Source organism: Proteiniphilum sp. (assembly GCF_040307845.1).
Lineage (GTDB): Bacteria > Bacteroidota > Bacteroidia > Bacteroidales > Dysgonomonadaceae > Proteiniphilum.
Genome location: NZ_JAWRIS010000027.1, coordinates 165,281 through 178,961, shown reverse-complemented (window position 1 = coordinate 178,961; position 13,681 = coordinate 165,281). Strand labels below are relative to the sequence as shown.

At 47.8% G+C, this 13,681-nt stretch carries 12 protein-coding genes; 7 read left to right on the top strand and 5 right to left on the bottom strand.

The genetic code is table 11. From position 1 onward, the window contains the following. Positions 1 to 43: 43 nt before the first annotated feature. The 3 genes from ABV001_RS06730 to ABV001_RS06720 all read left to right on the top strand — a co-directional run bounded on the left by ABV001_RS06730 (position 44) and on the right by ABV001_RS06720 (position 6,319). Entirely contained in the window at positions 44 to 2,386 is a 2,343-nt protein-coding gene (locus ABV001_RS06730) for a glycoside hydrolase family 3 N-terminal domain-containing protein (protein ID WP_352422079.1), read from the top strand. Between the two features lie 83 nt (positions 2,387 to 2,469). Next, the gene (locus ABV001_RS06725; protein WP_352422078.1) at positions 2,470 to 3,852 is read left to right on the top strand and encodes an alpha-L-fucosidase; all 1,383 of its coding nucleotides are present in this window, start codon (positions 2,470 to 2,472) and stop codon (positions 3,850 to 3,852) included. Between the two features lie 10 nt (positions 3,853 to 3,862). Continuing rightward, positions 3,863 to 6,319 carry a glycoside hydrolase family 95 protein gene (locus ABV001_RS06720; protein WP_352422077.1) on the top strand — a complete coding sequence of 819 codons (2,457 nt, stop codon included), beginning with the start codon at positions 3,863 to 3,865 and terminating at the stop codon, positions 6,317 to 6,319. A 28-nt stretch (positions 6,320 to 6,347) separates the two neighbouring features. Here ABV001_RS06720 and ABV001_RS06715 read toward each other — a convergent pair whose 3' ends face one another. The 5 genes from ABV001_RS06715 to prmC all read right to left on the bottom strand — a co-directional run bounded on the left by ABV001_RS06715 (position 6,348) and on the right by prmC (position 9,540). Then, positions 6,348 to 6,767, bottom strand: a complete 420-nt coding sequence (locus tag ABV001_RS06715) for an SRPBCC family protein (RefSeq protein ID WP_352422076.1) — start codon at positions 6,765 to 6,767, stop codon at positions 6,348 to 6,350. Then, positions 6,764 to 7,417: an orotate phosphoribosyltransferase gene (gene pyrE / locus ABV001_RS06710; RefSeq protein ID WP_352422075.1), complete on the bottom strand. Its 654-nt coding sequence runs from the start codon at positions 7,415 to 7,417 to the stop codon at positions 6,764 to 6,766. The genes ABV001_RS06715 and pyrE overlap by 4 nt, the downstream gene beginning before the upstream one ends. Positions 7,418 to 7,525: 108 nt before the next feature. Next, positions 7,526 to 8,221, bottom strand: a complete 696-nt coding sequence (locus tag ABV001_RS06705) for a ComF family protein (protein WP_352422074.1) — start codon at positions 8,219 to 8,221, stop codon at positions 7,526 to 7,528. Next, positions 8,208 to 8,708, bottom strand: coding sequence for a regulatory protein RecX (locus tag ABV001_RS06700; protein ID WP_352422073.1), 501 nt, complete (start codon positions 8,706 to 8,708; stop codon positions 8,208 to 8,210). The genes ABV001_RS06705 and ABV001_RS06700 overlap by 14 nt, the downstream gene beginning before the upstream one ends. After that, a complete protein-coding gene (prmC, locus tag ABV001_RS06695) occupies positions 8,701 to 9,540 on the bottom strand; it encodes a peptide chain release factor N(5)-glutamine methyltransferase (RefSeq protein ID WP_352422072.1) in 840 nt (279 codons plus the stop codon). The genes ABV001_RS06700 and prmC overlap by 8 nt, the downstream gene beginning before the upstream one ends. Positions 9,541 to 9,636: 96 nt before the next feature. Between prmC and ribD the strand changes: the two genes are divergently transcribed. The 4 genes from ribD to uppS all read left to right on the top strand — a co-directional run bounded on the left by ribD (position 9,637) and on the right by uppS (position 13,673). Continuing rightward, positions 9,637 to 10,707, top strand: a complete 1,071-nt coding sequence (gene ribD / locus ABV001_RS06690; RefSeq protein ID WP_352422071.1) for a bifunctional diaminohydroxyphosphoribosylaminopyrimidine deaminase/5-amino-6-(5-phosphoribosylamino)uracil reductase RibD — start codon at positions 9,637 to 9,639, stop codon at positions 10,705 to 10,707. A gap of 85 nt (positions 10,708 to 10,792) precedes the next feature. After that, positions 10,793 to 12,139, top strand: coding sequence for a DUF6242 domain-containing protein (locus ABV001_RS06685; protein ID WP_352422070.1), 1,347 nt, complete (start codon positions 10,793 to 10,795; stop codon positions 12,137 to 12,139). Between the two features lie 63 nt (positions 12,140 to 12,202). Further along, positions 12,203 to 12,910, top strand: coding sequence for a type IX secretion system protein PorG (gene porG, locus ABV001_RS06680; protein WP_352422069.1), 708 nt, complete (start codon positions 12,203 to 12,205; stop codon positions 12,908 to 12,910). Positions 12,911 to 12,929: 19 nt separating this feature from the next. Then, positions 12,930 to 13,673: an undecaprenyl pyrophosphate synthase gene (gene uppS, locus ABV001_RS06675; RefSeq protein WP_352422124.1), complete on the top strand. Its 744-nt coding sequence runs from the start codon at positions 12,930 to 12,932 to the stop codon at positions 13,671 to 13,673. The last annotated feature ends 8 nt before the right edge of the window (positions 13,674 to 13,681 follow it).

Sequence of the window (13,681 nt, the reverse complement as noted above, 5' to 3'; positions counted from 1 at the left end):
AACGAGCATACAAGAACCGTTCACACTCAAAGACATGAAGTCAATGTACCGTATTTCAATCCTTTGCTGCTTGTGTGTCATTACGCAATTAACCGTAGCGCAACATCTTTATAAAAGCCCGTCCGCACCGGTCGACGACAGGGTAAAGGATCTGTTAAGCCTTATGACCCCTGAAGAGAAAATCGGTCAGTTATGCTTCCCTACCGGATGGGAGATGTACGCCAAAACAGATGTAAACTCCGTTATGCCTTCCGATTTGTTCAGGGAACGGATGCAAGTCATGCCTTTGGGTGGTTTCTGGGCGACACTCCGCGCCGACCCGTGGACACAAAAAACATTACAGACAGGATTGAATCCGGGATTGGCTGCCAAGGCGCTGAATGAATTACAAAGATATGTTGTGGAGCATACCCGGTTAGGTATTCCTCTCTTCTTCGCCGAGGAGTGTATGCATGGGCACATGGCTATAGGAACGACGGTCTTTCCCACCGGCCTAGGGCAAGGTAGCACATGGAACCCCACCCTGATACGGCAAATGGCAGAGGCAATCGCCCTGGAGACACGGTTACAGGGCGCCCATATAGGGTACGGCCCTATCCTTGACCTGGCACGCGAACCCCGTTGGTCGAGGGTGGAAGAGACTTTTGGCGAAGATCCGGTGTTGACGGCGAAACTGGGGGCCTCTTTTATACAGGGATTGCAAGGAAAGGATATCCATAACGGCCGGCATGTCTATTCTACTCCAAAGCACTTTGCCGCCTACGGTGTCCCTTCAGGCGGACACAACGGCCAACAAGCCTTGATTGGCATGCGGGAATTGTTTTCCGACCACCTATTACCGTTCAAAAAAGCGGTGGATACAGGAGTGAAGACCGTGATGACTTCTTATAACGCCATCGACGGTATTCCCGCTACTGCTCACCGGTTTCTGCTGAAAGATATGCTGCGAAGCCAATGGGGTTTTGACGGATTTGTCTTCTCCGACCTTGGCAGTATCGAAGGCATCGCAGGTACACACCGGGTGGCACCCGACGTCAAACATGCGGCAGCCATGGCTTTGCAGGCGGGCGTGGATGCCGACCTGGGAGGAAATGCCTACGGTAAGAATCTTACACAGGCACTGGAAGAGGAACTTGTCACGATGCAGGACATAGATGACGCGGTGGCCAATATTCTCCGGATGAAATTTGAAATGGGGTTGTTCGAAAATCCCTATATCGACCCCGACCAGACAACCCGTCTCGTAAGAAGTGAAGCACACAGGCAAATTGCACGGGAGGTAGCCCGTCAAGGTGTCGTATTACTCAAAAACAGCGATAACCTGCTGCCGCTCCCGAAAGAGATTGCTTCTATCGCGGTGATCGGGCCGAACGCCGACAACATCTATAACCAGTTGGGCGATTACACCGCACCGCAGGAGCGGACCCATATTGTTACTGTGCTCGACGGAATTAAAAAAACCGTAAGTCCCCATACTGTGGTCCGGTATGCGAAAGGCTGTGCCATTCGTGATACGACTCAAAGCAATATAGATGAAGCTGTGCGGATAGCCCGTCAATCAGACATAATCCTGTTGGTTGTGGGAGGATCCAGCGCCAGGGATTTCAGAACCGAATATATAGAGACCGGGGCGGCTACCGTCGGCACCCACCGGGATGAAATAATTTCGGATATGGAGTCGGGGGAAGGGTACGACCGCAGTTCACTTGATCTGTTGGGTGACCAGGAAAAACTACTCGATGCACTTGCCGCCACAGGTAAACCATTGATTGTAGTATATATACAAGGCCGTCCGTTAAATATGAACAATGCCTCGGAGAAAGCTGACGCACTGCTGACAGCATGGTATCCCGGGCAGGAGGGAGGGCATGCCATTGCCGATGTCCTTTTCGGGGACTATAATCCAGCGGGCAGGTTACCTATTTCCGTCCCGCGCTCGATAGGCCAGCTACCGGTATATTATTCGTTGGGCCGGCAGAACAATTACGTGGAAGAAAGCAGTTCGCCATTGTATGCCTTCGGGCAGGGGCTGAGCTATACCGATTTCAAATACGAAGATCTTTCCATCAAAGAGGGAGAGGATCATGTGCAAATCTCCTGTACCGTCACGAATACAGGGGGTATTGACGGTGACGAAGTGGTACAGCTCTATATCCGGGACAACGTGAGCTCCGTAGTGACACCTCCCCTTCAATTAAAAGATTTTCAACGGATCCCTATCGGAAAAGGTAAATCGGAAAAGGTGGAATTTATAGTAAAGCATGATGATCTTACCCTATATAACCAGTATATGCAGCGGGTTACCGAACCGGGCGAATTTACCGTGATGGTTGGTGCGGCGTCCAACGACATCCGGTTAAAGGGAAGTTTCCGGATTGAAGAGTGATTAACTATTTGTCGGAAACTGAATCCCATTCCGGAGATCGTCCACATTGCACTTTATCATAACAAATATAACGATTCATCGCTATGAATACAAGAAAAATGATTTTGGCTGTTCTGTTCCTCACTATGATTTGCAGCAATCCGCTGTTTTCCCAACAACGTGCATGGAGTGAAACCAAGGAACAGAAAGCCCAAAGGATGGAATGGTGGACACACGACCGGTTCGGCATGTTTATCCATTGGGGTATATATGCCATGCCGGCAAGGCACGAATGGGTGCAACTCTACGAAAAAATTCCGGCTGCCGAATATAAAAAATATTTCGATCATTTCAATCCTGACCTTTATGATCCCAGGGAATGGGCTGCCAAAGCTAAAAAAGCCGGTATGAAGTATGTGGTGCTGACTACCAAGCATCACGATGGATTTTGCCTGTGGGATACCAAATACACCGATTATAAAGTAACCAACACTCCTTACGGGCAAGACCTTATAAAACCTTTCGTGGAGGCTTTCCGCGCCGAAGGGATACGCATCGGATTTTATTATTCGCTGATCGACTGGCATCATCCGCACTTTGCTTTCGACCGGAGTCATCCTCCGGTCCCGACCGACCCGGAAGAACGGAAGAAGGAAAATGCAAAGCGGGATATGAACATATACCGCCAATATATGAAAGACCAGTTGCGGGAACTATTGACCCAATTCGGCCGGATAGATGAACTGTTCATGGACTTCTCCTATTCCGGCGAAGGAGGAAAAGGGCATGAGGATTGGGATTCGGAAGGATTGGCAAGACTCGCCCGTGAATTGCAACCGCAGATTATCATCAACAACAGGATGGATTTGGCCCATACCGACTGGGGATGGGACTTTATCACCCCTGAACAATTTATGCCGCAGGAGTGGCCCACCGTCAATGGTGAACGGGTACCATGGGAGACCTGCCAGACCTTCTCCGGCTCATGGGGGTACTATCGTGACCAATATACATGGAAAAGTACGCACCAGTTGATCGTGATGCTGGTAGAAACCGTAAGCAAGGGAGGTAACCTGCTACTCAACGTAGGTCCTACCGCAAGAGGAGTGTTTGATGAACGCGCCAATAAACGCCTGGACGGCATAGGCGAATGGATGAAATTCCATAGCCGGTCGATTTACGGCTGTACCCAGGCGCCGGAGGAGTATAAAGTTCCCGCGAATTGCCTTCTGACCTATAACCCCGAAACGCGCAGGCTGTATATCCATGTGCTTGAGTGGCCTTTCAAGTCGCTTCATCTGCCGGGGTTGAAAGACAAGATCGAATATGTGCAGCTATTGAATGACGCTTCAGAAATAAAATTCCATTCACGTACCCAGTCCGGCAGCCATACTGTGGAGACTTCAAAAGAGAACGATGTTATCCTGGACCTTCCGGTGGAACGTCCGGATTACGATGTGCCGGTGATTGAGGTGATTTTGAAATAAACGCTATCGTATGAAGAAATATCCGTTTTTTTTCCTGGTAATGTTGGCGGGGCTATGGATGCAATGCTCCAAGGAAGGTGTATTCCAGCAAAGGCTGATTTTACGTTATAATGCACCTGCCAGCGTGTGGGAAGAGACCCTTCCTCTGGGTAACGGCCGTATCGGAATGATGCCCGACGGCGGTATCGATACTGAACATATCGTGTTGAATGATATTACCATGTGGTCGGGAAGTGAAGACAGTGAGGCATTCAGTCCGGATGCGATCACTTATCTGCCTGAAATACGGGAACTATTGCTCGCGGGCAAGAACCTGGATGCCCAAAAATTAATGTACAGCTACTTCCGTTGCGGCGGAAAAGGCTCTTCCCACGGTAGTGGGAAAGATGCCCCGTATGGGGCATTCCAGACGTTGGGCGATTTGGATGTCAACTACAGCTATCCGAGTACGGGCAACTATCCGCCGTCGGGAGGTGTGATCGGAGCTTATGAAAGAACGCTCTCCCTCAATGATGCCGTGGCTGCCACCCAGTTCAACCGCGACGGTATCACCTATACACGTGAATATTTCGCATCGCACGCAGATGATGTGCTGGTGATCCGGCTGACCGCCGATCGAAAGGAATCGCTCTCTTTTGAGGTGAAATTAAGTCGCCCGGAAAGGGCCACGGTCTCGGTAAAGGATAATATCCTTTATATGGAAGGACAACTGAACGACGGGCATGACGGGGAAAAGGGGGTGCGCTTCCTTACGCAATTGGAAATTGTAAACAACGGAGGAACGCTGGCTTCGTCTGCCAACTCGTTATCCCTGTCCGGTGCCGATGAGGCGGTTATCCTTATCTCCAACGCGACGGATATGCTCGACAAAGAGCGGCTCACAACCTATTCTGGATATGCGGGAGAGTTACTCACACGGGCAAAAAATACGCAGTACAACCGGCTAAAAAACAGCCATGTCGATGTGTATAGGGAGAAATTCGACAGAGTAGAGCTGAATCTCGGCAAGCAGGACAATATAACGCCGACCAATGAACGGCTTATCCGGTTTCAAAGGGATGATGACCCGGCATTGGCTGCCCTCTATTTTCAATATGGCCGGTACCTGATGATCTGCGGCACCCGTGAAGACAATTTACCGCTCAACCTGCAAGGGTTATGGGCCAACCAGGTGCAGACGCCCTGGAACGGGGATTACCACCTGAATATCAACCTGCAGATGAACTACTGGCCGGCAGAGGTATGCAACCTGTCGGAGTTACACAGGGGTTTGACAGATTTCACGGTATCACTCGTACCGTCAGGAGAGAAAACGGCGCAAACCTTTTATGGTGCTGAAGGGTGGGTGGCGCACATGATGACTAATCCCTGGAAATTCACAGCGCCCGGGGAGCACGCCTCCTGGGGCGCTACCAATACAGGGGGTGCCTGGCTTTGCCAACATCTCTGGGAGCATTACGCCTTTACCCAGGATAAAACATACCTGAAATCCATCTATCCCGTGCTGGCAGGTGCTGCCGATTTTTTTCTGGGCAGCATGATCCGGGAACCGAAGCAAGGATGGTTGGTCACCGCTCCCTCCTCTTCGCCTGAAAACGGATTTTATCTCCCCAGAAGCAGGGAGGCGGTATATGTCTGCATGGGGCCGACCATGGACGTGCAAATCATAAAAGAACTCTTTTCCAATATACTTTCTGCCGCAGAAATACTGGGGATAGACGACGTGACTACGGCAAAGATCAGGGAAACAATTCCCCAGTTGCCGCCGATGCAAATCAGCCCCGACGGATATTTACAGGAGTGGCTGGAGGATTATGAGGAGGTAGACCCGCAACACCGGCATGTTTCCCATCTTTATGGGTTGCACCCCTCCAACCAGATATCACCCGTCACAACGCCCGACCTGGCGGAAGCTGCACGGAAGACGCTTGACCGCCGTGGTGATGCCGGCACAGGGTGGTCAAGAGCGTGGAAGGTGAATTTCTGGGCGCGCCTGCATGATGGCGATCGGGCTTATAAGCTTTTAAAGAGCTTGCTGGAGCCGGCTTATGGGAGTGAGGTGAAGATGGGTAGCGGAGGCGGGACCTATCCGAACCTGTTCTGTGCTCATCCGCCATTCCAGATTGACGGTAATTTCGGAGGTACGGCAGGGATCGCTGAAATGTTGATTCAAAGCCAGGATGGGTATATCCACCTGCTGCCGGCCTTGCCATCGACATGGCCGGATGGAAGCTTCAAAGGGCTTTGTGTAAGGGGAGGAGCGGAAGCGGACGCGACATGGAAGGATGGAAAGGCGACGCGCATCACTCTGAGAGCAAGAACAGGCAATACTTTCCAATTGAAAGTACCCGATCAGGCCACGGCAATAAAGAAGAACGGGAAAGAACTTCCTGTGGAAAACGGTTTCGTGCCGGTCGGAATGACGGCCGGGGAAGAGTTGGAATTGGAAGTGGTATATCCTGGTTAATAGAGCAGGCAGGTATTGCATGATCAGGTTATACCTGATCGTAGGGCAACTGCGCCAACACTTCGGAGATCTTTTCCACTGCTTCTTTCATCGGTTTTTCGACCATTCCCCTGATAAAGGGGTTCAGGTCGGCTTTTACCGTCATTCGCAGTCGGGTATCTTTTTCCGCCTTGGATACCAGTTGTATCCACAGGAAAATATCAAAAGGCAGCCTGTCAGATTTGAACTTCACCAACTTGTTCGGTTCACGCTCTACCACGAGAAAAGACACTGTCCCTACCGGGTCTATCCGGAAGGAAACGCTATCCTGGTCGAACGTGAAATCCTTGAGTTTGTCTTCAGGAATCTTATCCTTTACCAATTCGAGTTTGCGGAGATCGGAGAGCACACGGAACACATCGGCATCGTTGTGCAGAATGGTTTTTACCCCACTGGTAAATTCGGTCATTTCTTTGCCTTTTTTACGGTTTGTCCCCAGTTTTCCGGATCTCTGCGCCAGTCCTGCAACGTCTGCAATTCCGATTCATCGATATAATCGGTCGCCAGCGCCTCATCCAGGATCGCGTCATAATTGCAAAGCGTGGTGAGTTCCACCCGTGCATCGTGCATTCGTTTTTGGGCATAAGGAAATCCGTAAGTAAACACCGCCAGCATTCCCAACACATCCGAACCGTTGTTCCGGATGGCTTCCACTGCTTTCAGGCTGCTGCCTCCGGTAGAAACCAGATCTTCAATCACGATCACCTTTTGCTTTGGGCGCAAGTCACCTTCGATCATATTTTCCAAACCATGGTCTTTCGGTGCGGAACGGACATAGACAAAGGGTAAGCCGAGTATGTCGGCCACCAACACACCGGGAGCAATAGCCCCCGTAGCAACGCCTGCTACGGCGTCGGCCTGTGGATACTTCTCAAGGACAAGGCGTGCAAACTCCACCTTTATAAAATTACGGATAGCCGGATAAGACATCAGTTTCCGATTGTCACAATATATAGGTGATTTCCAACCCGAAGCCCACGTGAACGGGTTTGAGGGCTGTAACTTAATGGCTTTAATCCTTAGCAGTTTCTCGGCTGTTAATTTCTGTAGCGTGTTCATATGATTTATTTATTTTGATAACCTTTTTTTTATCCACATTTACACAGATTAACTACAAAAGTACACTTTTTCAAAATTATTTACCCTCAATTTCTGAAAAAAATAAGGCTAAAATACTTCTCCCAGGGTAACTATGCTGATTTTCAAATCTTTGCATATGCTTAGAGCTATTCCACAGGCTTCCAGTGTAGATCCTGTTGTAATCACATCATCTACCAGCAAAAGGTGTTTCCGTTCGAACAGCAATGGATTAGTCACTTTGAAAATATCTTTCACATTCTCCCAACGCTGCGTTTTGCTGCGTTTTGTCTGCGTGGGATTGTATACTATCCTAATCAGGTTATTTGTGGAGACCGGTAAGCCGGTAGTTTCGGAAAGACCTTTCGCAATTATTTCCGCCTGGTTGTATCCCCTTAATTTTTCTTTTTTAGGATGGAGCGGTACAGGGACGATCAACTCAACAGGTTTCAAAAACTCAGTTCCCATCAGGTCTTTACCGAACATCCTTCCCAATAACAGGCCGATATCCTGCTTGTGGCGGTATTTCAGATGATGGATCAAAGGAGGCAGGGTTCCACCTTTGGTATAGACACAATAAGAGGCGATCCGCTCGAAAGGGATACGCCCGGCCATCAGTTTTTCCGCATCATTATCCAATTCCCTGAAATTATAGGTCCTCGGCAATTTATACAGGCATTGCAGGCAGGCTCCTTCTTCCCCCGGCAGCAACTCTCCGCCACAGACCACACACACGTTCGGATAGAAAAGATGTACCAGTTGATTCAACAAATTATTCCGTTTCATCAAAACTCTCCCCTATCTTCATTTTTTGCATACAAGCCATTACCTCATCCATGGAGAATCCTCTGCCCAACGCGTACCGGATCAATTTTCCCCGTTTTTCGTAGTCCGATTCACCTTTGATGCTTTTCCATTTCTTCTCAAGTACCGGTTGCAGGGATTCGCCGAACGACTCCCCGGGAAGTTCGGAAAAAACCCCCTCAATCAGTTCGGGAGGAAGTTGCTTCTGCTTCAGAAAGAGTATAATTTTTTTCTTTCCCCACTTATTGAAATGGAGTTTATCGTGGATATAACTACGGATAAACCTCTTTTCGTCAAGGTATTTCTCTTTTTTGAGCCGTTCGATGATCTTGCCTGCCAGTGGCTCCGGCAGATCCATCTTCTTTAGTTTCAGGGTAATATCAAAGGGGGCACACTCCTTTTGTGAGCATACCCGTGCCATCCTTGCATAAGCCATCTCTTCGGTAATGCCCCCTCCTTTCTTATCCATGTTCTTCAGGTTTTACGGCACGCACCATCCTGTCATTCCCCGATATATCTTTTCTCAGTTCGATAAGGACAAAACCCTTGTCCCGGAGCATATTGCACACTTCTACGCCTTTCTCCCTATTGATCTCAAAATATAACTCACCGTTGTGATGTAATAATGCGAGGGCTACGTCGGCAATCCGCTCATAAAAAATCAAACCGTGATCGTCGGGAACAAAAAGCGCCTGATGAGGTTCAAACCCGAGTACATTAGCTTCCATGGTCACTTTTTCCGATTCGGTCACATAAGGAGGATTACTTACTATCACGTCAAAAGCGGTATGGATATCCACAGGTAGAAAAATATCCCGTACCGAAAACGCTATATCCACTCCATTCAGGAATGCATTTTCGGAAGCTACCTTCACTGCCCTTTCCGATATATCCCAGGCATATACATGGCTGCCGGGCATTTTCTTTGCCAACACTACCGCGATGCAGCCGCTGCCGGTCCCGATATCCAGCACTGAATGGCCTTCCGACTTGTTTTCTGCGAGAATCCACTCTACAAGTTCTTCAGTCTCAGGGCGGGGGATAAGCACATCGGGCGTAACGGCAAAAGGCATTCCATAAAATTCTGTTTTTCCCAGTATATACTGTATCGGCTCTCCGCTTTTCAGCCTATGGACAATATCTTCAGCCTTCCTGCGCTCTGAACCGGATAAATGAGTATTTTTGTGGGCGCATACCTCTTCAAGGATAAGTCGCGTAAGGACGGATATCTCCGGTTTGGAGTAGAGGCCTTCCAATTCCTGTAGGGTGTTCTGTAGGGTATGTTGAATCGAATATTGCATAACGATGGTAAAGATAATGAAAGCCGAGTGAAAAGCCAAACTTGTTTGAACTTTTCCGAGGCGCATCTTATCTTCTATAAAGATAATAATAAAAAAATGGAAATCAATCCACTGTTTATGGAAAGATGCCTTCAGCTTGCCCGCAAGGGGGAAGGCTTCACAAAACCGAACCCTTTGGTAGGTGCTGTAATAGTACATAACGGTAAAATCATCGGGGAAGGATTCCATCGGAAATATGGTGAGGGGCATGCAGAGGTGAATGCCATTGCTTCCGTAAAGGACAGTGCGTTACTGGCCGACTCAACGCTCTATGTATCCCTTGAACCCTGTGCGCATTATGGTAAGACTCCTCCCTGTGCGGAGTTGATCATTACAAAAGGAATCCCCCGTGTAGTGGTAGCTACCGGTGATCCCAATCCCAAAGTCTCAGGAAAAGGAATTGCGATGATGAGGGAAAACGGTATTGAAGTAACAGTGGGCCTGTTGGAGAAAGAAGCCCGTGATTTGAACAGGATTTTCTTTGTGAACCAGCTTTATCACAGGCCTTATATACTGTTGAAGTGGGCACAGAGCAGCGACGGTTTCATGGATTACCTTCGTATACCGGGTGATGGAAAGAGTCCGGTTATTATATCCAATACGATGACGCACGCTATCGTGCATAAATTTCGTACAAAGGTACAGGGAATCATGGTCGGCACTCACACCGCTCTCCTGGACAATCCCCGTCTGACGGCCAGAAAATGGTTTGGCAATGACCCTGTAAGGGTGGTTATCGATAGGGAGAATAAAATTCCGGCCGATGCATTCCTTTTTGACGGAACGGTACCTACCATCGTTTTCACCGCATCCGCTCCTTCCCATACTGGGAAAAAAGAGAATGTGAAACACATCGTAATAGACTTTTCAGGAGATACAAACAGGCAAATACTGGCTGGCTTATATGATGAGAAAATATACTCCCTGTTGATAGAAGGGGGCGCTCAATTATTGACCTCTTTCATTGAAAAAGAGATGTGGGACGAAGCCTATCTTGAAATAGCTGAAAAAAGCCTCCAGTCGGGTGTGAGAGCACCGCTCATCCAGGGGGATATAGTTGCTTGCAGGAATTACCCGGGCTCGGTTCAATTTCATTTAAAGAGTAAAATAACTCGAAATTTTCATTAAATATTCATTTTAATATGGTTAAAGAGAAAAATCTTTCTACTTTTGCATATCCTAAATAACTTGGTGTACAATATTTTTGAAACAAATGATATCTAAATATTTCCTTGGGGCATCGGTACTTATCGTGAATTTATTGTTGTTCTCTTCCTGTTTAAGTTCATCTGACAACAATATGGAATATCCTACCGATCCGCAAATATATGCTATCTCTATTTCCTCCAAAACCGATACGACCAGTTTGTTGCCGGGAGTAGTTTTTACGATAGACCAGGTAAATGGGAAATTATTTAACAGGGAGCCGCTTCCTTACGGCTTTCATGTGGATAGTGTCATGCTGAGCCTCACCGGATCGACCAGTTATGGATTCTCGGGTATAGAGGTTACCCTCGAGCCTGACAGTTCTTACGCATGGAGCAGTTCTGATTCAATCGCCATCCCCAGATTACGCAAGATCAAAACTACGGCTCCTGATGGTGTCACCTCAAAGAATTATGATTTTCAACTGAATATATACCAGGAAGATCCATACATTCTTACCTGGAAAAAAATAGGGGAAAACTATCTCAATTCTCCGGTAGAAAGTCAGGCAACCATCCTCTACAGAGACCGGTTTTACACCTATTATCGGTCGGGAGACGAGATTAAAGCAGTGTCAACAGAGATCTCCGATACGCCAGGATGGGAAGCGGTAGATGATCTCCCCGGTATCCCTCACACGCTTCGTCTTTCCTCGCTGATCACATCGGGGAACATTATCTATGCTCTTGATGCAGCGACAGGTGCGGTTTATCACTCTCCCGATGGTGCCAATTGGAGCATAGTACAAACAGAATATGAAGTGAAAGCGATTTACGGCGAACTTCCCAATGCTGCTGCCGGAAATATTTTGCTGGCTGTCAGTCACGACGAAAAGGTCAGGTTTGCCCGGGCAAGCAACGATTTCTCGGATATTGTGCTGATGAACGACCTTCCGGCTAATATGCCGGTAATAGATTTTACTGCAATGAAAGTGGAGAGTAAGACTTCCTATGCCAGCAAGTTCATCTTCTTGTCGGGTGGAAATACCACCAGTGATGCCCTCAACAACGATATTTGGATTCTCCAGGAAGATGGAGGGGTTATTCAATATATCACATCCAAAAGGCCGGATGGTATCCTGAAAGGGAGCAGTCTCTTTTATTACGACGACAAACCTTACCTGATTGCCACATCAGCCGGGAAAAATATATTGATGTATTCCGACAATTATGGCAAAGATTGGATTAAAGCGGAAGAGAACCAGTCCTTCCCGGAAAATTTTGCCGGAAGGACGAATACCTCAGTCGTTACTGATGCGGACAATAATATATGGATATTCGGCGGAATATCTTCATCCAATACCCAACTTGTGGATATCTGGAAAGGCAGGCTCAATAAGTTTGCCCTTGATTGATAGAAAAAATCACAATTTATGTACTAAATTTGCGTTAGAGTTGAGACAATAATACGCATCAGAATGAAAAATGAAAACTCTGTCGTTGTCTCACTTTTTATAATGGGTTTCTTTTTGATGATATCCAATATAGATATTCAGGCGCAGGAATACAAGTATGAAATCGGAGGGGCTGCCGGCACGTCATTTTATATGGGCGATGCGAACAGGACCAAGTTCTACCTTCATCCCGGAATGAGTGGAGGACTTTTGTTCCGGTACAACCTCAATTTTCTCTGGAGTATCAAAACCGGTATATCCGTAGCCAATGTTTCAGGGAAGAGTGAAGATGCGGGAAACAGTTTTCCGTTTGCGCAGCAAGCCTCTTTTCACCGCACACTGGCAGAGTTGGGGGCACAGGTAGAGTTTAATTTTTTCCCGTATAGCGATAAGTATGCTTATCTGGGGACGAAACCCTATACTCCTTACCTGTTTACAGGGGTAGGTGGCACTTATGCGACGGGGAATAAAACTTTTTTTGGAGCGAATATCCCTTTTGGAGTGGGATTTAAGTATAAATTAAAAAACAGGATGAATATCGGCATTGAGTTTTCAATGCGAAAACTGTTTGGCGACGATTTCGATGTAACTGAGAAAACCACCGGATGGAACCTGGATAATCCTTTCGGCATTGAAAGCAGTTTCCTTAAAAACAAGGATTGGTATTCATTCACAATGATTTTTCTGACATGGGAATTCAGTAAGCGTGAAGACCCTTGTCATGGGAATTAACAATTCAGACATAAAGAAGATGTCGTTGCTTGACAAGATAGACAAAAACCGCCTACCTGCCCACGTCGCCATTATTATGGATGGCAACGGTCGATGGGCCAAAGCCAGAGGGCTGGGGCGGGGCGAAGGACATAGGGAAGGAGTAAATGCAATAAGAAGGGTAGTAGAAGCTGCATCGAAAGCATCGGTACAGTACCTGACGCTCTACGCGTTCTCCACGGAAAACTGGAACCGTCCCACCGAAGAGGTGAAGGGGTTGATGGATTTGATGGTATACGCCATCTCGCGGGAGACTCCCGACCTGAAAAAGAACGGGGTCAGGATCCGCTCTATCGGCGACATGGATCGTCTTCCTGCGTATGCCCGTACAGCTCTGGGAGAATGTATCAGGGAAACGGCTGAGGGAACAGGGCTTACTTTAGTGCTTGCGCTAAGTTACTCCTCGAAATGGGAACTATCCACAGCAGCAAGGAACATGGCTGCAGACGTAGTAAAAGGGGTTTTAGAGGAAGAAGATATTGATGAAGAAACTTTTGCAGGATATCTTACTACCCGTGATATTCCCGATCCCGACCTGTTGATACGGACAGGGGGTGAACAACGTATAAGCAATTTTCTGTTGTGGCAATGTGCCTATGCAGAATTTTATTTTACCGGTACTTTTTGGCCCGATTTTGGAGATGATGCCTTGTACGAAGCAATCATCGAATACCAGGGACGGGAAAGGAGATACGGGAAGACCAGTGACCAGATAGAGAGGTGAGAGTCAGA

Excerpts from the sequence above, each read along its gene's own strand:
- ABV001_RS06715 (WP_352422076.1), bottom strand. The coding sequence starts at position 6,767 with ATGACCGAATTTACCAGTGGGGTAAAAACCATTCTGCACAACGATGCC.
- ABV001_RS06705 (WP_352422074.1), bottom strand. The coding sequence starts at position 8,221 with ATGAAACGGAATAATTTGTTGAATCAACTGGTACATCTTTTCTATCCG.
- ABV001_RS06725 (WP_352422078.1), top strand. The coding sequence starts at position 2,470 with ATGAATACAAGAAAAATGATTTTGGCTGTTCTGTTCCTCACTATGATT.
- porG (WP_352422069.1), top strand. The coding sequence starts at position 12,203 with ATGAAAAATGAAAACTCTGTCGTTGTCTCACTTTTTATAATGGGTTTC.
- ABV001_RS06720 (WP_352422077.1), top strand. The coding sequence starts at position 3,863 with ATGAAGAAATATCCGTTTTTTTTCCTGGTAATGTTGGCGGGGCTATGG.
- pyrE (WP_352422075.1), bottom strand. The coding sequence starts at position 7,417 with ATGAACACGCTACAGAAATTAACAGCCGAGAAACTGCTAAGGATTAAA.
- ABV001_RS06730 (WP_352422079.1), top strand. The coding sequence starts at position 44 with ATGTACCGTATTTCAATCCTTTGCTGCTTGTGTGTCATTACGCAATTA.
- prmC (WP_352422072.1), bottom strand. The coding sequence starts at position 9,540 with ATGCAATATTCGATTCAACATACCCTACAGAACACCCTACAGGAATTG.
- ribD (WP_352422071.1), top strand. The coding sequence starts at position 9,637 with ATGGAAATCAATCCACTGTTTATGGAAAGATGCCTTCAGCTTGCCCGC.
- ABV001_RS06685 (WP_352422070.1), top strand. The coding sequence starts at position 10,793 with ATGATATCTAAATATTTCCTTGGGGCATCGGTACTTATCGTGAATTTA.
- uppS (WP_352422124.1), top strand. The coding sequence starts at position 12,930 with ATGTCGTTGCTTGACAAGATAGACAAAAACCGCCTACCTGCCCACGTC.
- ABV001_RS06700 (WP_352422073.1), bottom strand. The coding sequence starts at position 8,708 with ATGGATAAGAAAGGAGGGGGCATTACCGAAGAGATGGCTTATGCAAGG.